This window comes from Streptococcus sp. CL6.35 (genome assembly GCF_049737915.1).
Taxonomy (GTDB): Bacteria; Bacillota; Bacilli; order Lactobacillales; family Streptococcaceae; genus Streptococcus.
Window position 1 is genome coordinate 76,013 of record NZ_JBKOTU010000003.1, and the last position, 21,078, is coordinate 97,090.

The following is a 21,078-nucleotide window of genomic DNA, read 5'->3' on the forward strand; positions in this document are numbered from 1 at the left end:
TAGTAAAAAAACAAGTTACACAAAGGATTTGAGGCATTTGTCTCAGGTCTTTTTCTTTTGTTTAAAATAGAGATATAGTTTCAAACTATATCAAAGCCTAATTTTTTACAATTATACAGACGCTTTCTTTTCTGTTAAGATAGTTTCAACAACAAATTTTGGAGGACACATCATGTCAACTACAATCATCGGTTTCCCTCGTTTGGGCGAATTCCGCGAATTAAAATTTACAACTGAAAAATACTTTAGAAAAGAAATCTCAGAAGAAGAACTCTTGGCAGCCGCAAAAGACTTGCGTGCTAAACACTGGAACATTGTCAAAGAAAAAGGCATCACTGAAATCCCATCAAATGACTTTTCTCACTATGACAACTTCCTAGATGCAGCTTTCCTTTTCAACGTGGTACCTGCTTCAGTTCAAAACTTGGACTTGTCTGATCTTGAGCGCTACTTCGCTTTGGGTCGTGGTTATCAAGGAGAAAAAGGGGACGTTCGCGCCCTTCCAATGAAAAAATGGTTCAATACCAACTACCACTACATCGTTCCTAAGTTTGAAAAAGACACTCAAGTCAAACTCGCAGGTCACAAAATCTTTGATGAGTTCCAAGAAGCAAAAGAACTTGGATTGAACACTCGTCCAGTTCTTGTAGGTCCATTCACTTTCCTTCAATTGTCAGACTTTGAAGAAGGCGTGAAAGCAGAAGACTTCGTAGACAGCTTAGTTGCTGCTTATCAAGAAGTTTTTGCAAAATTGGCAGAACTTGGTGCGACTCGCATCCAACTCGACGAAGCGGCTCTTGTAAAAGACTTGACAGCTGAAGAAAAAGCTCTCTTCTTGAACATCTACAACAAACTCTTGTCTGACAAAAAAGGTCTTGAAGTCTTGCTTCAAACTTACTTCGGAGACGTTCGTGACGTTTACGCTGACCTTGTAAACTTGCCAGTAGATGCCATCGGTTTGGACTTCGTTGAAGGTAAGAAAACTCTTGAACTCGTTAAAGGTGGTTTCCCAGCTGATAAGACTCTTTATGCAGGTATTGTCAATGGTAAAAACATCTGGCGTAATAACTACGAAAAGAGCTTGGCTGTTCTTGAACAAATCCCAGCTGAAAACATTGTCTTGACAAGCTCATGCTCACTTCTTCATGTGCCATTTACAACAGCTAATGAAGAATTTGAACCAGCTATCTTGAACCACTTTGCCTTTGCAGTTGAAAAATTAGATGAGATCCGTGATTTGGATGCTATCCGCAATGGTCAAGGTGAAGAAGCACTTGCAGCTAACAAAGAACTCTTTGCGACTGAGCGTGTTGGTGAAAATGCGGAACTTCGTGCGCGTATCGCTGGCTTGACAGACGCAGACTACACTCGTTTGCCAGCCTTTGCAGAACGTGAAGCTATCCAAGAAGAAGCTTTCAAACTTCCAGCTCTTCCAACAACAACTATCGGTTCATTCCCTCAAACAAAAGAAGTTCGTGCGAAACGTTTGGCTTACCGTAAAGGTGAATTGTCTCAAGAAGAGTATGACGCTTTCCTTGCTGAAACAATTGACGAATGGATCAAATGGCAAGAAGATATCGACTTTGATGTCCTTGTTCACGGTGAATTTGAGCGTAATGACATGGTTGAGTACTTCGGTCAAAACTTGTCAGGTTACCTCTTCTCTAAAAATGGTTGGGTACAATCATACGGTATGCGCGGGGTGAAACCACCAATCATCTGGGGTGATGTAACTCGTCTTAACCCTATCACTGTTAAATGGTCTAGCTATGCACAAAGTCGTACAAACAAACCTGTTAAAGGTATGTTGACTGGACCTGTTACCATCCTCAACTGGTCATTCCCACGTGAAGACATCTCTATCAAGGATTCTACTCTTCAAATCGCTCTTGCTATCAAGGATGAAGTGCTTGACCTTGAAGCTGCTGGTGTGAAAATCATCCAAATCGATGAGGCTGCTCTTCGTGAGAAATTGCCGCTCCGTCGTAGCGACTGGTACGAAGACTACCTTGACTGGGCAATTCCTGCCTTCCGCTTGGTACACTCAACAGTAGCGCCAGACACACAAATCCACACTCACATGTGTTACTCAGAATTTACAGATATCATCCCAGCTATCGACAACATGGATGCAGATGTTATCTCATTTGAAGCTAGCCGTTCAAACCTTGAAATCTTGGACGAACTCAAAGCGAAAAACTTCCAAACAGAAGTGGGACCTGGGGTTTACGATATCCACTCACCTCGTGTGCCAAATGAAGGCGAAATCGACAATACAATCGAAGCTATCCTTGCTAAAGTGCCAAGCAAGAAAGTTTGGATCAACCCAGACTGTGGTTTGAAAACACGTGGTATTCCAGAAACAAAAGAAAGCTTGATCCGCCTTGTTGAAGCAGCTAAAGCTGCGCGTGAGAAATTGTAAGATAAGGATTTCTCTAGAAGCACTGTTTGGTCAATCTGCCTGTTTCACTTGGATTCTAGGAATCCAGCTAACGAAAAAATCAACTAGAAAAGGATAATGACTATGTCACGCCAAACACCGTCACTCTCATTTGAAGTATTCCCTCCCAACCCAGCCGTGGGTAATGATAACATTATTTCTGCTCTTCAAGATATGCAGGAGTTGGCTCCCCACTTTATCAGTGTGACTGCCAGCAATAATAAATTTAATATCAAGGAAACGACGGTCCGTTTGGCTGACTTTATCCAAAATGACTTGGCGATTCCGACTATTGCTCACTTGCCAGCCATCTATTTGACTAAGGGCAAGGTTGCTGAAACTATTGCAGACTTGGACAAGGTTGGGGTACAGAAAATCTTGGCTCTTCGTGGGGATATTATTCCAGATGTGAAGCCGCAAAAGGATTTCCGCTATGCAACTGACTTGATTGAGTTCATCAAGGAACAAGCCCCTCACTTTGATATTGTTGGTGCTTGTTATCCAGAAGGGCATCCAGATTCACCAAATCAGATTTCAGATATTCAAAATCTTAAGAAGAAAGTGGATGCAGGCTGTTCGAGCCTTGTAACTCAGCTTTTCTTTGATAATGAGCGCTTCTATGATTTTCAGGACAAGTGCATCTTGGCTGGAATTGATGTTCCTATTCATGCAGGGATTATGCCGATTCTGAATCGAAATCAGGCTCTCCGCCTCTTGAAGACTTGTGAGAATATTCATCTTCCACGTAAATTTAAAGCCATCTTAGACAAGTATGAGCATGACCCTGAGTCGCTCAGAGCAGCAGGACTTGCCTATGCAGTGGACCAAATCGTGGACTTGGTAACTCAGGATGTCGCAGGTGTGCATCTTTACACCATGAACAATGCTGAAACAGCAAAATACATCCACCAAGCAACCCATGCCTTGTTTAATCATCAGTCTCTAGGATAATAAAAAGCAAACCATTCTTCTCAGGTGAGGGGAATGGTTCCTTTTTAATGGTAAAGACCGCACTTTTTAAGAAAAATATGATAAAATAGACTCTGTACGTACTTGATACAAAGATGAGGGTATAAACAGATTCTTAGCTATTCAAATCTGCTATAAAAGGTATAAATGCTAAAGAATAATATTTTTTAAACTTTTCAAAGTATTTAGATAGTTGAACACGGGCTAAATCCCTAGTGAAAAAGATAGATTTCCTGGTGTGCATCGCACACTGCGTCAATCTCCTATTTTCATACGGGATTCTTTACGCCCTTTGTATCCTGATTTTTGTAGGCAAGGCGTATAATTTCATCAATCCAAAGGGGATTAAAATGACAAAACAAGTGTTTCAAACGACTTTTGCGGGTCGTGAGTTAATTGTAGAGACTGGTCAGGTTGCTAAGCAAGCAAATGGCTCTGTTGTCGTGCGTTACGGTGAGTCAACTGTCTTGACTGCTGCCGTTATGTCTAAGAAAATGGCAACTGGGGATTTCTTCCCCCTTCAAGTCAACTATGAAGAAAAAATGTATGCGGCTGGGAAGTTTCCTGGTGGCTTTATGAAACGTGAAGGACGTCCTTCAACAGATGCGACATTGACAGCGCGTTTGATTGACCGTCCAATCCGACCAATGTTTGCGGAAGGTTTCCGTAATGAAGTACAAGTCATCAACACCGTGCTTTCTTATGATGAAAATGCATCTGCACCAATGGCAGCTATGTTTGGTTCATCCTTGGCATTGTCTATCTCAGATATTCCATTTGACGGACCAATCGCTGGGGTACAGGTTGGCTATGTAGATGGTCAAATCATTATCAACCCTACGCAAGAACAAGCAGAGCAATCTCTCCTTGAATTGACAGTAGCTGGTACCAAACACGCCATCAACATGGTAGAGTCTGGTGCCAAAGAATTGTCAGAAGAAATCATGTTGGAAGCGCTCCTTAAAGGGCACGAAGCGGTCAAAGAATTGATTGCCTTCCAAGAAGAAATCGTTGCTGCTGTTGGTAAGGAAAAAGCAGAAGTGGAATTGCTTCATGTGGATGCGGACTTGCAAGCTGAAATCATCGCAGCCTACAACAGTGACCTCCAAAAAGCGGTTCAAGTAGAAGAAAAATTGGCTCGTGAAGCTGCAACTCAAGCAGTTAAGGACCAAGTTACTGCTGTTTACGAAGAAAAATATGCAGACCACGAAGAATTTGACCGTATCATGCGTGATGTGGCTGAAATTTTGGAACAAATGGAACACGCTGAAGTGCGCCGTTTGATTACAGAAGACAAGGTGCGTCCTGATGGTCGTAAAGTCGATGAAATCCGTCCTTTGGATGCGGTTGTTGACTTCTTACCACGTGTGCACGGTTCAGGTCTTTTCACTCGTGGACAAACTCAGGCCCTTTCAGTCTTGACCTTAGCTCCGATGGGTGAAACTCAAATCGTCGATGGTTTGGATCCTGAGTACAAGAAACGCTTTATGCACCACTATAACTTCCCTCAATACTCTGTAGGGGAAACTGGTCGTTATGGTGCGCCAGGTCGTCGTGAAATTGGTCACGGTGCCCTTGGTGAGCGTGCCCTTGCTCAAGTTTTGCCAAGTTTGGAAGAATTCCCATACGCTATCCGTCTGGTAGCAGAAGTTTTAGAATCAAATGGTTCTTCTTCTCAAGCCTCTATCTGTGCTGGAACGCTTGCTCTTATGGCTGGTGGTGTGCCAATCAAGGCACCAGTAGCTGGTATTGCCATGGGTCTCATCTCAGATGGAAATAACTACACTGTCTTGACAGATATCCAAGGTTTGGAAGACCACTTTGGAGACATGGACTTTAAGGTTGCAGGTACTCGTGACGGGATTACAGCCCTTCAGATGGATATCAAGATCCAAGGGATTACTGCAGAAATCTTGACTGAGGCCCTTGCTCAAGCTAAGAAAGCGCGTTTTGAAATCCTTGATGTGATTGAAGCAACCATTCCAGAAGTTCGTCCAGAATTGGCTCCAACTGCTCCGAAAATTGATACCATCAAGATTGATGTGGACAAGATCAAGATTGTCATTGGTAAAGGTGGAGAAACCATCGACAAGATTATCGCTGAAACAGGCGTTAAGATTGATATCGACGAAGAAGGAAATGTATCTATCTACTCTAGCGACCAAGATGCCATCAATCGTGCTAAAGAAATTATTGCTGGCTTGGTTCGTGAAGCTAAGGTGGACGAAGTTTACCGTGCTAAAGTCGTTCGTATCGAGAAATTTGGTGCCTTTGTTAACCTCTTTGATAAGACAGATGCCCTTGTTCATATCTCGGAGATGGCTTGGACGCGTACCAATAATGTCGAAGACTTGGTAGTAATCGGGGATGAAGTTGATGTTAAGGTTATCAAGATTGATGAAAAAGGACGTGTGGATGCTTCTATGAAAGCCCTTCTTCCTCGCCCTCCAAAACCTGAACGTGATGAAAAAGGCGAAAAGTCTGAGAGACCTCACCGCCCACGTCATCACAAGGACCACAAACCTAAGAAAGAATTTACAGAAACACCAAAAGATTCAGAATAAGAAAAGGAGAAATGTATGGGATGGTGGCGCGAAACCATTGATATCGTAAAAGAAAATGATCCAGCGGCCCGCACCACTTTGGAGGTTTTGCTGACTTATCCAGGTGTCAAGGCCTTGGCGGCCCACCGTCTTTCACATTTTCTCTGGAAGCATGGCTTCAAACTCTTGGCTCGTATGCACAGTCAGTTCTGGCGCTTTTGGACTCAGATTGAGATTCATCCAGGTGCTCAGATCGATTCAGGTGTCTTTATCGACCATGGTTCTGGCTTGGTGATTGGAGAGACAGCTATCGTTGAGACGGGAGTTCTCCTCTATCATGGGGTGACTCTTGGGGGAACAGGGAAAGACTGTGGCAAACGCCATCCAACCGTGCGAAAAGGAGCTTTAATATCTGCTCATGCCCAAGTCATTGGACCCGTTGAAATCGGTGAAAATGCCAAGGTCGGTGCAGCAGCAGTTGTCGTGGCAGACGTGCCTAGTGATGTGACGGTTGTCGGTATTCCGGCCAAGATTGTCCGTGTACATGGTAAAAAGGATGAGCCGGTCATTCACGAAGTCGAAGAAAAACGAGAGTACTACGTCAATAAACTCGAGCAGGCTAAAGAAGCCAGTCACAGATCGTCTGGTTTGTAGAGGATAGCTATATGATTAAAGCAAGAAACAAGTTAAGCCAAGAGGAGCTATCTGAGGCGAAAAAAATAATTAACTGTTGCCAAAACTATGACAGTACCTATCGTGATCCCTATCTCTCTAACATGCTTAATTTTGACCCAAACATGCCCGCCTTTTTCCTTTATTATGAAAAAGGCGAACTTGTTGGTTTATTAACTGTCTATGCAGATGACCAAGATGTGGAAGTGACGATACTGGTTCATCCAGATCATCGCCGTCAGGGAATTGCGCGGGCTTTGTATAGAAGTTTTGAGAAAGAAACGGCATCTTATCCAATTGAGTCTGTAACTTTTCAGACAGAGCGTGTTTTTCTAGACCGCCATCCTGATTTTGCCAGCAACTGGGGATTGGTCGAGGACGAGGATACAGAAACTTGGTTAGGTAAGGATAGAAAACCTTATCAGTTAGCAAATTTTTCTAATCTTGAAGTTTTGTTAGCAGATAGTTCGTATCAGGAGCAAATTAGTCAGTTAAAATTTCAGGCATTCTCAGAGGAACATGAGTCTAGAGAGATTGTGGATAGATATGTCGCTGAAGCTCTGAAGGATCCAGAAAGTCGCTTATATATTTTGTTAAAAGACGGTCAGGTTATTGGGACTTGCACGGTAGATTTATCGAGCGATACGAATTACCTCTATGGTTTGGTAATATCGGAACCTGAACGTGGCAAAGGGTATGGAAGCTACTTAGCAAAATCCCTTGTCAACCAACTAATTGAGCAAAATGATAAGGAATTTCAGATTGCAGTGGAAGATAGCAATGTAGGTGCCAAACGTTTGTATGAAAAAATTGGCTTTGTCAAACAGACTCAGGTGGTTTATCTGAATGAGAAAGGAGCAAGGGATTCCGAAGTGTTGAGAGATTCGGACTGAAATTCAATTGAACTCTTAGTGATGAAACTAATTGTTCTTGGATTTTAGCTTTCCTAACTATGATTTATGATTAAAATCTATGACACCATGTCTCGTGATTTGCGAAAATTTGTCCCAATCGAGGACGGCAAGGTCAAGATGTATGTTTGTGGGCCAACCGTGTACAACTATATCCACGTGGGGAATGCCCGTTCAACAGTGGCTTTTGATACCATTCGTCGCTATTTTGAGTATCGTGGGTACGAGGTTGCCTATATTTCCAATTTTACGGATGTGGATGATAAGATTATCAACCGTGCCAAGGATGAAGGTATCACGCCTCAGGAGGTTGCGGACAAGTACATCGCTGCCTTTCGTGAGGATGTGACGGCCTTGGGCGTCAAACCTGCGACTCGCCATCCTCGTGTGGTGGAGTTTATGATTGACATCATCCGCTTTGTAGAAGACTTGATTGAAAAAGGCTTTGCCTACGAGAGTCAAGGAGATGTCTATTTCCGTGTGGAAAAATCTCACAACTATGGCAAATTGGCTAATAAAACCTTGGAAGATTTGGAGCTGGGTGCTTCAGGTCGTACCGATGAAGAAACGGATCGCAAGGAAGATCCTGTAGACTTTGCCCTCTGGAAATCTGCCAAACCAGGCGAGATTTCTTGGGACAGTCCTTGGGGACCTGGTCGTCCGGGCTGGCATATCGAGTGTTCGGTTATGTCAACAGAGATTTTGGGCGATACTATTGATATCCACGGTGGTGGAGCCGATCTCGAGTTTCCTCATCACACCAACGAAATTGCCCAGTCTGAAGCTAAAACAGGCAAGACTTTTGCCAACTACTGGATGCACAATGGCTTTGTCAATATCGATAATGTCAAGATGTCCAAATCCTTGGGCAACTTTATCACAGTGCACGATGCCCTCAAAACCCTCGATGGGCAAGTCCTTCGTTTCTTCTTTGCGACTCAACATTATCGCAAGCCTATCAACTTTACAGAAAAGGCAGTGCGAGACGCTGAGACCAATCTCAAGTATTTGAAAAACACTTATGAGCAACCATTTACTGGAACTGTAGATGCTCAAGAGTTACAGGATTTTAAAGACAAGTTTGTAGCTGCTATGGATGAGGATTTCAACGCTGCCAACGGAATCACAGTAGTCTTTGAAATGGCCAAATGGATCAATTCCGGCAACTATGACGCAAGTGTCAAGCAAGCTCTTGCGGATATGTTAGAAGTCTTTGGAATTGTCTTTATTGAGGAAGTTTTGGATGCAGATATTGAAGACTTGATCCAAAAACGCCAAGAAGCGCGTGCCAATCGTGACTTTGCGACAGCGGACCAGATCCGTGACCAATTGGCTACTCAAGGAATTAAGCTCCTTGACACCAAAGATGGAGTGAGGTGGACACGTGATTGATGTCAATCTCATTAACGGGATTGCGCTAGCCTTTGAAGGAGATGCGGTGTATTCTATGTATATTCGTCGTCACCTCATCCTCAAAGGCATGACCAAACCCAATAAACTCCACCAAGAAGCGACCAAGTATGTGTCGGCTAAAGCTCAGGCTCGCCTGATTTCTCTTATGTTGGAGGAGCATGTCCTGACGGAAAAAGAAGAAGAAATCTACAAACGTGGTCGCAATACCAATAGCCACACCAAGGCCAAAAATGCTGATGTGGTAACTTACCGTATGTCCACAGGTTTTGAAGCAGTGATGGGCTATCTCCATATGACTGAAAATCTGGAACGTCTTGAGAGCTTGATTTCCTGGTGTATCCAAAAAGTGGAGGGCTAGGGCATGATGGCAAAAGAACTACAAGACTGGTTTCCTGAAGCTCAGATTTCAGACCAACCAGTAGAGAAAGAGGGCTTTCTCACTCTCCCTTTAGCTTCTCACCAGTGGATTTTGCTGGAGGAAGCTAGTCTTAGCGAACGTGAAAAACAACTGGTGGCTCTCTTAACCAAACAGGAGCAAACTATTTCGCTCAATCCTTGGTATCCCTATCTGATTGAGGGGAAGGGACAGGCGCCGAAAACTTTTAAAAAGATTCAGTTGGTTTATTGTCATCTTTCCTATTTTCAGCAGGAAAATCTAGCTTCTTGGCTAGATATGATGCGGACTCTTTTTCCCAACTGTCAGACGGTGATTCAGGTCGGAGCTCAGGATTATGTTTTCGTACTTCAACAAGATAAATACACTTCTGTACGAGCTATTTTAAGTGATACGATTGAAGCGGTTGAGTATGACTTTGGACTGCGTCTCTCTATCATGTTAGGACAGGTTTGGTCTCAGACAGGAAATCAAGCCCTATCAGACTTAATCAAAGCGGAGCGGGATTTGTTCAAGACTTGGTGGCGTCAGGGTCACCAAGGTGTTCATACTTTTTCTCAGCTTTATCTTTGGAGTATGGGAGAAAGACTCGTGGACCTGAGAGTCATTAAAGAATGCCTGCACCAGATGATTTTGGACCAGGATCAGATTCAGGAAATCATTCTCTCTCTTTGGGAAAATAGTGCTGTCCTAACAAAAACAGCCCAGCAACTCTATTTGCACCGCAATTCTCTCCAATACAAGATTGATAAGTGGGAAGAATTGACAGGGCTTCAGTTGAAGGAATTGACTGACCTGACCCTGTGTTATCAATTGATTTTACCAGATATTCTCTAAAGTTTTGTGCAAGTTGCACAGAACTTTTTTGTTTTTTTGGTCACCTTGCCATAGAAATGTAAAGCGTTTTCATCTATAATAAAACTATCAAAAGACAAAAGGAGTTCACCTCATGGTAGAATTGAATCTTAAAAATATTTACAAAAAATATCCAAACAGCGAACACTACTCAGTTGAAGACTTCAACTTGGACATCAAAGACAAAGAATTTATCGTTTTCGTAGGTCCTTCAGGATGTGGTAAATCAACAACTCTTCGTATGATTGCTGGTCTTGAAGACATCACAGAAGGTACTGCATCTATCGATGGTGTGGTTGTCAACGACGTAGCTCCAAAAGACCGTGACATCGCCATGGTATTCCAAAACTACGCTCTTTACCCACACATGACTGTTTATGACAACATGGCTTTCGGTTTGAAATTGCGTAAATACAGCAAGGAAGACATCGACAAACGTGTACAAGAAGCAGCAGCAATCCTTGGCTTGAAAGAATTCTTGGATCGTAAACCAGCTGACCTTTCAGGTGGTCAACGTCAACGTGTTGCCATGGGTCGTGCGATCGTACGTGATGCAAAAGTATTCTTGATGGACGAACCTTTGTCAAACTTGGATGCCAAACTTCGTGTATCAATGCGTGCTGAAATCGCTAAAATCCACCGTCGTATCGGAGCTACAACTATCTACGTAACGCACGACCAAACAGAAGCGATGACACTTGCAGACCGTATCGTTATCATGTCAGCAACTAAGAACCCTGCTGGTACAGGTACTATCGGACGTGTAGAACAAATCGGTACTCCTCAAGAAGTTTATAAAAACCCAGTTAATAAGTTCGTTGCAGGATTCATCGGAAGCCCAGCTATGAACTTCATCAATGTGAAATTGGTTGGTAGCGAAATTGTTTCAGACGGTTTCCGTTTGAAAGTTCCAGAAGGTGCTTTGAAAGTTCTTCGTGAAAAAGGCTACGAAGGTAAAGAATTGATCTTCGGTATCCGTCCAGAAGACGTGAATGCAGAACCTGCTTTCCTTGAAACATTCCCAGAATCAGTTGTCAAAGCTACTATCTCAGTATCAGAATTGCTTGGTTCAGAATCTCACCTTTACTGCCAAGTTGGTAAAGATGAATTTGTTGCTAAAGTTGATGCTCGTGACTACTTGCAAACAGGTGCAACAGTTGAACTTGGATTTGACTTGAACAAAGCACACTTCTTCGATGTAGAAACTGAAAAAACAGTTTACTAAGATAAATAAAACTCAAAACACTGCTAGAAATCTGGCAGTGTTTTTTGAGATTGCGTAGAAAAAACTCCTGGGAAATTCCAGGAGAGTATGAGTGGTTATTTAAACTTGAATCCTTCGTAAATAAGCTCTGTTTTTGGATTTTGTTTCTTAATCTGTTTGGCAAGTGACTTCATCATAGAAAGAGGACCACACATATAGACGCTCGCATGTTCGGGTACTTCTTTTTGTTCAAAATTAAGATAGGCGTCTTTCTTACTGTCTACTAGATGGAGTTCAAAATTAGGATTTTTCTGAGCATAGTCATGGAGCAAATCTATATAAACTGCATTTTCCTCTCCACGGAAGCTATAGTAGAAGTGAACCTGTTTATCTAAAATAGGATGTTCACGGATGTAAGAGATGAAGGGGGTAATCCCAATACCTCCAGCAATCCAAACCTGATTTTCTCGTCCTTCTTCTATAATCATGTGCCCGTAAGCTCTGTCTACACTTACTTTGCTGCCGACTTGAAGATTGTCATAGATATTCTTGGTATGGTCGCCTGAATTTTTGACAGTAAAGTAAAGAGTTTGACCATGACCTCCTGAGATAGAAAAGGGATGCGGAGCACTTTCAAAGCCTTCTTGGAAAATCTTTAGGAAGGCAAATTGTCCTGATTGATAGTCGAAAGGTCTGCTAAGATGGATTTGAATTTCTCTAGTATCGTGATTTAATCGTTTGAGATTGGTAATTTTCCCTAGATAGGGGAAGCCAATCTTTTGATAAAGGAAGATGATATAAAAACCAGCCAGTAAACCTAAAAGGGCATAGCTACCAACAAGAAAACTTAGGAGGTTAAATGTGAGAAGGCGATTGCCCATCATCATGTAGACATGAAAGAGTCCGAAAATATAAGCTAGATAAACCAGACGGTGAATCCATCGCCAAGCTTCGTATTGGATGTATTTGCCTAAATAGGCGACAAGGATGATACTGACAAAGATATAGATGGCAAGATTGCCAAACTGAGCAGCTAAACGAGAGCCCCACAAACCGCCCATACTAAAGTTATGAAAGATGAGTAGGATGATGGAGAGAAAGGATGTGAATTTGTGGACAGTATAGACCTTTTCCAAACCGTGAAACCAGCTTTCTAGTAGTGGGAGACGAGTGGCTAGGATAAAAGTCAGAGATAGGCTTGTTAAAGCTAGTCCTGGAATCATGAATTGGGGAGAAGTGTTCATCCAAGTCAAAATAGTCAAGATAAAACTAGCTATGATAAAGAGTAGTCCTTTGATTGATTTCATAGAAAATTCCATTTCATTAAGATTTTGATTTGTTGTAAATGAATTTGTTACATTTTATCATAGAAAAAGTATGGTGTCAAATTGAGGTCTATAAATGTTTACTATCATCAAAAAACTCTCCAATTGAACTGGAGAGTGGCTGTTTATACTCAATGAAAATCAAAGAGCAAACTAGGAAGCTAGACGCAGGCTGTACTTGAGTACGGCAAGGTGAAGCTGACGTGGTTTGAATTTGATTTTCGAAGAGTATTATTCTGCAGCTTGTTGCCAACGTTTGGCCAGCATATGAGACAGGCTAGAAATTGCTAGGTTAAAGCTGAAGTAGATGAGGGCAATCAGGATGTACAGACTGAAGACTTGCTCTGGTTCGAAATAACGGCCCATGAGAATTTGGCTGGCTCCAAAGAGTTCTTGTAAGGCGATAACAGAGTAGAGGAGGCTGGTATCCTTTATCACGGTTACAAACTGAGAAATGATGGCTGGCAGCATTTTACGGATTGCTTGTGGGAGAATGATGTGGTAGAGGATTTGGGCTGATGTAAATCCTTGTGCCATTCCTGCTTCGTACTGGCCCTTGTCCACGGCATTGAGACCACCTCGGATAATCTCAGCTAGGGCTGCTGAGGTAAAGAGGGTAAAGGCAGTGATTCCGGCTGGTGTGGATTTCATCTTGAACACCAAAAAGATGGTGAAAATCCAGAGGAGGTTGGGAACGTTACGTACAAATTCAATGTAAATGCTGGAAATAATACGCAAGACAGGATTTTTCCCATTTCTCATGACGGCTAGCACCGTTCCGATAAGGGTAGAGAGGACGATTGCAATCAGAGAAATATAGAGGGTCAAGCCAAATCCTTTAAAGATAAAGACTAGGTTATCTGGGGTCAAAACTTCTAAAATGGATTCCATAGTAACCTCCTAAAGTGAATAGGCTTTTTTGTTGGCTTGCTCCATCTTGCGACCAAACTGGGCAACAGGGAAGCAAAGAGAAAAGTAGAGCAGGGCAGCACCTAGAAAGGCTGGAATGTAGTTTCCGTTAAGTGCTGACCAAGACTTGGTCACAAACATCAAGTCCACTCCAGAGATGATAGCGACGGTGGAGGTGTTTTTGATGAGGTTGACGATTTGGTTGGTCAAAGGAGGAAGAATGATACGGAAGGCCTGAGGTAAGATAATCAGACGCATGGCACTGATATAGGTAAAACCTTGCGACAAGGCAGCCTCCATCTGACCGCTAGGAATAGACTGAATTCCTGAACGAATTACCTCAGCGATATAGGCACCGTGATAGAGTCCCACGCAGAGTACAGCCGTCCAATAAATCGGAATCATGATGATATGGTCACTAATAAGAGGCAAACCATAAAAAACGATAACAAACTGTACCAAGAGGGGAGTGTTTTGGTAAAACTCGACAAAGATACGAGCTAAAATGCGTAAAATGGGACGTTTACTGGTTGACATAGCTCCGAAGAAGATGCCCAAAACCATGGCGAGGATAAAGGATCCAATTGCTAGGGCAAGGGTGAAGAGGAAACCATTGAAAAATTGTCCAAAATCCTGAAAATAGGCTGTCCAAGATGATAAATCTGTCATGGGGTGTCCTCCTTATTCTGCGGAATGGCTAGATGGTTTGAGCTTGTAACGGTCATAAAGTTTTTGTAAACTGCCGTCCTTGCTCCATTTGGTGACCAAGTTATCGAGATAGTCGTTGAGCTCTTTATTTGATTTCTTGGTAACGATACCGTAGTCAGATGGCTTGAAACTATCATCAAGCAATTCTGTCCGTTTACTGATGTAACCAGATAGGATAGAACGGTCAACGGAAAAGGCATCAATACGGTGAGCATGTAGGGAAGTAATCAATTCTGGGTAGGAACCAAGTTCGACGAATTTAAAGGTCAAGCCTTTCTTTTTACCCAGTTCGGTAATCAGACGTTGAGTAATGGAACCTTGGGCAACTCCGATGGTTTTGCCGTTTAGGTCCTCGATGCTTTTGATTTTGGCAGATTTATTGACCAAAAAGCCAGAGGCATCTGTGTAGTAAGGGCTGGTGAAGTTGTAGAGTTTTTTGCGTTCATCTGTGATGGTAAAGGTCGCGATATCCATATCGACCTGTTCGTTATCTAGAAGGGGGCCACGGGTTTGTGCTGTAACCGGCACATAGCGAATCTTGACCTTGAGTTCATCAGCTACCATCTTGGCCAGGTCAGTTTCGATACCAGAATAGGTCCCTTTCTTGGGATCCTTGTAACCGAAATTGGGAACGTCTTGTTTGACACCAACAACCAGCTCGCCTCTCTTTTGAATGTCTGCGACACTGGTATCAGCCTGGACTGGTTTTGCAGCAGCAAGGCTGAAAAGGCTAATCAATAATGCGGATAAAAAGAATTTCTTTTTCATAGGCGCCTCCTTATTTGACTTTGTCACTTTCGTGGTTGATGATTTTGCTGAGAAATTGTTGGGCACGAGGTTCCCTTGGATTGTCGAAAAAGTCATCAACATCTGTCGTATCTACCAAAACTTCTCCGTCAGCCATAAAGATGATGCGGTCAGCAACTTCACGGGCAAAGCCCATTTCATGGGTCACGACAATCATATTCATACCATCATGGGCCAATTTTTGCATAACTGCTAGAACATCGCCGATGGTTTCAGGGTCAAGAGCAGATGTTGGCTCATCAAAGAGGAGGAGTTCAGGATGCATAGCGAGTCCACGTGCGATGGCAATCCGTTGTTTTTGTCCACCAGAAAGCATAGCTGGATATGAATCTTTCTTGTCCCACATATTTACAAATTCAAGATATTTTTGAGCTGTTTTTTCAGCTTCTTTTTTATCAATTCCTAGAACTTTTATGGGTGCGAGTGTTACGTTTTCTAACACTGTTTTGTGAGGGTAGAGGTTAAAATGCTGGAAAACCATGCCGACTTCTTTGCGAAGAGGAACTAAATCTTTCTGGCTGGCACCAGCAACTTGGTGGCCATTGACTAGAAGACTTCCATTGTCGACAGCCTCTAAACCATTGATGGTACGGATAAGAGTGGATTTCCCAGAACCAGATGGTCCGAGTAGGACAACGACTTGCCCTTTTTCAAAACGGAGATTGATGTCGCGGAGTGCGTGATAGTCTCCATAATATTTTTCGACGTGTTCAAATTCTACTAAAGCCATAAGGAATCTCCTTTGTGTTAGATTTTATAACATGATTCTACACCAAAAAATTTGTCTTGTCAAATCATATCTGAAAAAATTCACTAAAATTTTATAAAAAAGCAATCTGGATAGAGAAAACGTCTAAATCATGTTATAATGAAACGATAGAATTCTTAGAAAGAGTGGATGTCTTTTTGATAACACCTACTTATGAATGGCAGTTTGCCCCGCAGGTAGAAGATGCGGATTTTACAAAGATAGCCAAGAAGGCTGGACTGGGTCCTGAGGTGGCTCGTTTATTATTTGAAAGAGGGATTCAGAACCAAGAAAGTCTAAAGAAGTTTTTAGAACCTTCCTTGGAGGATTTGCATGACCCTTATCTACTCCATGATATGGATAAGGCAGTGGAACGGATTCGTCAGGCCATTGAAGAAGGGGAAAATATCCTCGTTTACGGTGATTATGATGCGGATGGTATGACTTCGGCTTCGATTGTGAAGGAAAGTTTGGAACAGCTTGGCGCTGAGTGCCGTGTTTACTTGCCCAATCGTTTTACTGATGGCTATGGTCCAAATGCTAGTGTTTATAAATACTTTATCGAGCAAGAAGGGATTTCCTTGATTGTGACAGTGGACAATGGAGTTGCGGGTCACGAAGCCATTGAACTGGCTCAGTCTATGGGAGTAGATGTCATTGTGACAGACCACCATTCCATGCCTGAAACCCTCCCTGATGCCTATGCCATTGTCCATCCTGAACACCCTGATGCGGACTATCCTTTCAAATATCTGGCTGGTTGTGGAGTGGCCTTCAAGCTGGCTTGCGCCCTTTTAGAAGAAGTGCAAGTGGAACTGCTTGATTTGGTCGCTATTGGTACCATTGCAGATATGGTGAGTTTGACAGATGAGAACCGTATCTTGGTTCAGTATGGTCTGGAAATGTTGGGGCACACTCAGCGCATTGGTTTACAAGAAATGCTGGACATGGCTGGAATTGCTTCCAACGAAGTAACAGAAGAAACGGTTGGTTTCCAGATTGCCCCTCGTTTGAATGCCTTGGGTCGCTTGGATGATCCTAATCCTGCCATTGATTTGCTGACTGGATTTGATGATGAGGAAGCGCGTGAGATTGCCCTTATGATTCACCAGAAAAACGAAGAGCGCAAGGAAATCGTCCAGTCTATTTATGAAGAAGCTAAGACCATGGTGGACCCTGAGAAGAAGGTCCAAGTCTTGGCTAAGGAAGGTTGGAATCCTGGGGTTCTAGGAATTGTGGCTGGTCGTTTGTTGGAAGAACTAGGGCAGACAGTCATCGTTCTCAATATAGAAGACGGTCGTGCCAAGGGCAGTGCTCGTAGTGTGGAAGCGGTCGATATTTTTGAAGCTCTGGATCCTCATAGAGACCTCTTCATAGCCTTTGGTGGTCATGCTGGTGCGGCAGGAATGACGCTGGAAGTTGAGAAACTCTCAGATTTATCTCAGGTTTTGGAAGATTATGTCCGTGAAAAAGGAGCAGATGCTGCTGGCAAGAACAAGTTAAATCTAGATGAAGAGCTAGATTTGGAGACACTTAGCTTGGAAACGGTCAAAAGTTTTGAACGTTTGGCACCTTTTGGCATGGACAATCAGAAACCTGTCTTTTATGTCAAGGATTTTCAGGTTGAAAGTGCTCGTACCATGGGGACAGGCAATGCCCATCTCAAGCTGAAAATCTCTAAGGGTGAGGCGAGTTTTGAAGTAGTAGCCTTCGGTCAAGGAAAATGGGCGACAGAATTTTCTCAAACCAAGAATCTAGAGTTGGCAGTCAAATTGTCTGTCAACCAATGGAATGGGCAAACTGCCCTGCAGTTGATGATGGTGGATGCGCGGGTGGAGGGTGTTCAACTTTTTAACATCCGTGGGAAGAATGCAGTCTTGCCAGAAGGAGTTCCAGTCTTGGATTTTGCTGGAGAACTGCCAAATCTGGCGGATAGTGAAGCTGTTATCTTAAAAACCGTTCCTGAGGATATTACTCTGTTGAAGACCATTTTTCAGGAACAGAATTTCTCTGCTGTCTATTTCAAAAATGATATTGACAAGGCCTACTATCTGACAGGGTATGGGACTAGAGAGCAGTTTGCCAAATTGTACAAGACCATCTACCAGTTTCCAGAGTTTGATATTCGCTACAAACTGAAAGATTTGGCTACTTATCTTAATATTCAACAAATCTTGCTAGTCAAGATGATTCAAGTATTTGAAGAGCTAGGCTTTGTGACGATCAAAGATGGGGTCATGACAGTGAATAAAGAGGCACCGAAGCGGGAAATCGGAGAAAGTCAGATTTATCAAAATCTTAAACAAACCGTCAAAGACCAAGAAATGATGGCGTTGGGTACCGTGCAAGAAATTTATGACTTTTTAATGGAAAAAGAGTAGATGATAGGAAAGAGTTGGGAAACCAGCTCTTTTTTGAAAACAAACCTTCATTTTGAAAATCATCAAAAAAATGGTATAATAGTAGGAAAAGATTCGGCTAAAAGTAATAGTGCTTTTAGAATAAAAGGGTAAGTAACCCTATAATCAAGATAAACTAAGATTTTGGAGGAAAAATGAGTAATATTAGTTTAACAACACTTGGTGGTGTACGTGAAAATGGGAAAAATATGTACATTGCTGAAATTGGAGAGTCCATTTTTGTTTTGAATGTAGGGTTAAAATATCCCGAAAATGAACAATTAGGGGTTGATGTGGTGATTCCAAAGATGGATTACCTTTTTGAAAATAGCGACCGTATTGCTGGGGTTTTCTTGACCCACGGGCATGCGGATGCCATTGGTGCTCTGCCTTATCTCTTGACAGAGGCTAAAGTTCCTGTATTTGGGTCTGAGTTGACCATTGAGTTGGCCAAACTCTTTGTCAAAGGAAATGATGCCGTTAAGGAATTTAATGATTTCCATGTCATTGATGAGAATACGGAGATTGATTTTGGTGGGACAGTGGTTTCCTTCTTCCCTACGACTTACTCCGTTCCAGAGAGCCTGGGAATTGTCTTGAAGACAGCTGAAGGTAGCATCGTTTATACAGGTGACTTCAAATTTGACCAGACAGCTAGTGAATCCTATGCGACAGACTTCGCTCGTTTGGCAGAAATCGGTCGTGACGGCGTCCTGGCTCTCCTCAGTGATTCGGCCAATGCGGACAGCAATATTCAGGTGGCTAGTGAAAGTGAAGTTAGGGATGAAATTACCCAAACCATTGCTGACTGGGAAGGTCGTATCATCGTTGCAGCTGTTTCCAGTAACCTTTCTCGTATCCAGCAGATTTTTGATGCTGCGGATAAAACAGGTCGACGTATTGTCTTGACAGGATTTGATATTGAAAATATCGTCCGCACAGCGATTCGTCTCAAGAAGTTGTCTTTAGCCAACGAAATTCTCTTGATTAAGCCGAAAGATATGTCTCGCTTTGAAGACCATGAGTTGATTATTCTTGAGACAGGTCGTATGGGTGAACCTATCAATGGACTTCGTAAGATGTCGATTGGTCGCCATCGTTATGTAGAAATCAAGGATGGGGACCTGGTCTATATTGCTACGGCTCCGTCTATTGCTAAAGAAGCCTTCGTTGCGCGTGTGGAAAACATGATTTACCAAGCTGGAGGGGTTGTCAAACTGATCACTCAAAGCTTGCGTGTGTCAGGGCATGGAAATGCGCGTGATTTGCAGCTGATGATCAATCTCTTGCAACCCAAGTATCTCTTCCCGATTCAAGGAGAATACCGTGAGTTGGATGCCCATGCTAAGGCTGCTATGGCCGTCGGGATGCTGCCAGAACGCATTTTCATTCCTAAAAAGGGAACCAGCATGGCTTATGAGAATGGAGACTTTGTCCCAGCTGGAGCGGTTTCAGCAGGGGATGTCTTGATTGATGGAAATGCCATTGGGGATGTTGGAAATGTGGTTCTTCGTGACCGTAAGGTCTTGTCAGAGGATGGTATTTTCATCGTCGCAATTACCGTTAACCGTCGTGAGAAGAAAATTGTAGCCAAGGCTCGTGTTCACACGCGTGGATTTGTTTATCTCAAGAAGAGTCGCGATATTCTCCGTGAAAGTTCCGAATTGATTAACCAGACGGTAGAAGACTATCTTCAAGGAGATGACTTTGACTGGGCAGATCTCAAAGGGAAGGTTCGTGATAATCTTACCAAGTATCTCTTTGACCAAACCAAACGTCGTCCAGCTATTTTACCAGTAGTCATGGAAGCAAAATAATCGTTGAAATAAACAGAGAGAAAGTCGAGGTTCGGCTTTTTCTTATAGAAAAATAGAGGAAAAAATTATGGCAGTAATGAAAATCGAGTATTACTCACAAGTTTTGGATATGGAGTGGGGAGTGAATGTTCTTTATCCTGATGCCAATCGAGTGGAAGAACCAGATTGTAAAGATATTCCCGTCTTGTACCTCTTGCACGGGATGTCTGGCAATCATAATAGTTGGCTCAAGCGAACCAATGTAGAACGCCTGCTTCGAGGCACTAATCTCATCGTCGTTATGCCCAATACCAGCAATGGTTGGTACACTGATACCCAGTATGGTTTTGACTATTACACAGCTCTAGCAGAGGAATTGCCACAGGTTCTGAAACGCTTCTTCCCTAACATGACCAGTAAGCGTGAAAAAACCTTTATCGCTGGTCTTTCTATGGGAGGCTATGGCTGCTTCAAACTAGCTCTTGCAACAAATCGTTTTTCTCGTGCAGCTAGCTTTTCAGGCGCCCTTAGTTTTCAAGAGTTTTCTCCTGAAAGCCAAAACTTGGGAACACCAGCTTATTGGAGAGGTGTGTTTGGGGAGATTAAAGATTGGACAGCTAGCACCTATTCTCTAGAAAGTCTGGCTAAAAAATCGGACAAAAAGACCAAGCTCTGGGCTTGGTGTGGCGAGCAGGATTTCTTGTATGCAGCCAATAATCTGGCAGTGAAAAACCTCAAAAAAATAGGATTTGATGTGACCTATAGCCATAGCGCTGGAACTCACGAGTGGTATTATTGGGAAAAACAATTGGAACGGTTTCTAGCAACTCTGCCAATTGATTTCAAATTAGAAGAGAGATTAAGCTAGTTTAGTTTGTATTACTCTTTCAATAACCATGTCTTCTATGGAATAGAAACTAAAATATGTTTTTACTAGACTTTCTAAACAAAAATAGTAGAATAGTAGTTAAATTCTATTATTGTT

General features: G+C 42.7%; 17 protein-coding genes. 12 read left to right on the forward strand and 5 right to left on the reverse strand.

Annotated features, from left to right (window positions below):
- Window positions 1–172: 172 nt before the first annotated feature.
- The 9 genes from metE to ACLNCP_RS05005 all read left to right on the forward strand — a co-directional run bounded on the left by metE (window position 173) and on the right by ACLNCP_RS05005 (window position 11,422).
- Complete coding sequence (gene metE, locus ACLNCP_RS04965) at window positions 173–2,422, forward strand: 5-methyltetrahydropteroyltriglutamate--homocysteine S-methyltransferase (RefSeq protein ID WP_261029128.1); 2,250 nt, start codon at window positions 173–175, stop codon at window positions 2,420–2,422.
- 102 nt (window positions 2,423–2,524) lie between these two features.
- On the forward strand, window positions 2,525–3,391 hold the full coding sequence (gene metF / locus ACLNCP_RS04970) for a methylenetetrahydrofolate reductase [NAD(P)H] (protein ID WP_424844113.1): 867 nt from the start codon (window positions 2,525–2,527) through the stop codon (window positions 3,389–3,391).
- A gap of 368 nt (window positions 3,392–3,759) precedes the next feature.
- Window positions 3,760–5,973 (forward strand): polyribonucleotide nucleotidyltransferase, encoded by a 2,214-nt coding sequence (pnp, locus tag ACLNCP_RS04975; protein ID WP_424844114.1) that lies wholly within the window; start codon window positions 3,760–3,762, stop codon window positions 5,971–5,973.
- A gap of 15 nt (window positions 5,974–5,988) precedes the next feature.
- Entirely contained in the window at window positions 5,989–6,606 is a 618-nt protein-coding gene (gene cysE, locus ACLNCP_RS04980) for a serine O-acetyltransferase (protein ID WP_049516296.1), read from the forward strand.
- 11 nt (window positions 6,607–6,617) lie between these two features.
- Window positions 6,618–7,517, forward strand: coding sequence for a GNAT family N-acetyltransferase (locus ACLNCP_RS04985; protein WP_424844115.1), 900 nt, complete (start codon window positions 6,618–6,620; stop codon window positions 7,515–7,517).
- Window positions 7,518–7,583: 66 nt separating this feature from the next.
- Window positions 7,584–8,927 (forward strand): cysteine--tRNA ligase, encoded by a 1,344-nt coding sequence (cysS, locus tag ACLNCP_RS04990; RefSeq protein WP_424844116.1) that lies wholly within the window; start codon window positions 7,584–7,586, stop codon window positions 8,925–8,927.
- Window positions 8,920–9,306, forward strand: a complete 387-nt coding sequence (locus tag ACLNCP_RS04995; RefSeq protein ID WP_045612146.1) for a Mini-ribonuclease 3 — start codon at window positions 8,920–8,922, stop codon at window positions 9,304–9,306. The genes cysS and ACLNCP_RS04995 overlap by 8 nt, the downstream gene beginning before the upstream one ends.
- Before the next feature lie 3 nt (window positions 9,307–9,309).
- Window positions 9,310–10,179, forward strand: coding sequence for a helix-turn-helix domain-containing protein (locus ACLNCP_RS05000; protein ID WP_153199139.1), 870 nt, complete (start codon window positions 9,310–9,312; stop codon window positions 10,177–10,179).
- A 112-nt stretch (window positions 10,180–10,291) separates the two neighbouring features.
- Window positions 10,292–11,422, forward strand: a complete 1,131-nt coding sequence (locus ACLNCP_RS05005) for an ABC transporter ATP-binding protein (RefSeq protein ID WP_000229945.1) — start codon at window positions 10,292–10,294, stop codon at window positions 11,420–11,422.
- Window positions 11,423–11,517: 95 nt separating this feature from the next.
- Here ACLNCP_RS05005 and ACLNCP_RS05010 read toward each other — a convergent pair whose 3' ends face one another.
- The 5 genes from ACLNCP_RS05010 to ACLNCP_RS05030 all read right to left on the reverse strand — a co-directional run bounded on the left by ACLNCP_RS05010 (window position 11,518) and on the right by ACLNCP_RS05030 (window position 15,880).
- Window positions 11,518–12,708 carry an oxidoreductase gene (locus ACLNCP_RS05010; protein ID WP_265480819.1) on the reverse strand — a complete coding sequence of 397 codons (1,191 nt, stop codon included), beginning with the start codon at window positions 12,706–12,708 and terminating at the stop codon, window positions 11,518–11,520.
- A gap of 249 nt (window positions 12,709–12,957) precedes the next feature.
- The gene (locus ACLNCP_RS05015; RefSeq protein WP_424844117.1) at window positions 12,958–13,617 is read right to left on the reverse strand and encodes an amino acid ABC transporter permease; all 660 of its coding nucleotides are present in this window, start codon (window positions 13,615–13,617) and stop codon (window positions 12,958–12,960) included.
- Between the two features lie 9 nt (window positions 13,618–13,626).
- Window positions 13,627–14,304, reverse strand: coding sequence for an amino acid ABC transporter permease (locus ACLNCP_RS05020; protein ID WP_000131137.1), 678 nt, complete (start codon window positions 14,302–14,304; stop codon window positions 13,627–13,629).
- 12 nt (window positions 14,305–14,316) lie between these two features.
- Window positions 14,317–15,111 (reverse strand): transporter substrate-binding domain-containing protein, encoded by a 795-nt coding sequence (locus ACLNCP_RS05025; protein WP_424844118.1) that lies wholly within the window; start codon window positions 15,109–15,111, stop codon window positions 14,317–14,319.
- Window positions 15,112–15,121: 10 nt separating this feature from the next.
- Window positions 15,122–15,880 carry an amino acid ABC transporter ATP-binding protein gene (locus ACLNCP_RS05030; RefSeq protein WP_424844119.1) on the reverse strand — a complete coding sequence of 253 codons (759 nt, stop codon included), beginning with the start codon at window positions 15,878–15,880 and terminating at the stop codon, window positions 15,122–15,124.
- A gap of 176 nt (window positions 15,881–16,056) precedes the next feature.
- Here ACLNCP_RS05030 and recJ point away from each other — a divergent pair, with 176 nt between their 5' ends.
- The 3 genes from recJ (at window position 16,057) to ACLNCP_RS05045 (ending at window position 20,961) form a co-directional block, all read left to right on the forward strand.
- Complete coding sequence (gene recJ, locus ACLNCP_RS05035; RefSeq protein WP_424844120.1) at window positions 16,057–18,279, forward strand: single-stranded-DNA-specific exonuclease RecJ; 2,223 nt, start codon at window positions 16,057–16,059, stop codon at window positions 18,277–18,279.
- 173 nt (window positions 18,280–18,452) lie between these two features.
- Window positions 18,453–20,114, forward strand: coding sequence for a ribonuclease J (locus tag ACLNCP_RS05040; protein ID WP_084886691.1), 1,662 nt, complete (start codon window positions 18,453–18,455; stop codon window positions 20,112–20,114).
- A 67-nt stretch (window positions 20,115–20,181) separates the two neighbouring features.
- Window positions 20,182–20,961, forward strand: coding sequence for an esterase family protein (locus ACLNCP_RS05045; RefSeq protein WP_261011270.1), 780 nt, complete (start codon window positions 20,182–20,184; stop codon window positions 20,959–20,961).
- Window positions 20,962–21,078 lie beyond the last annotated feature (117 nt).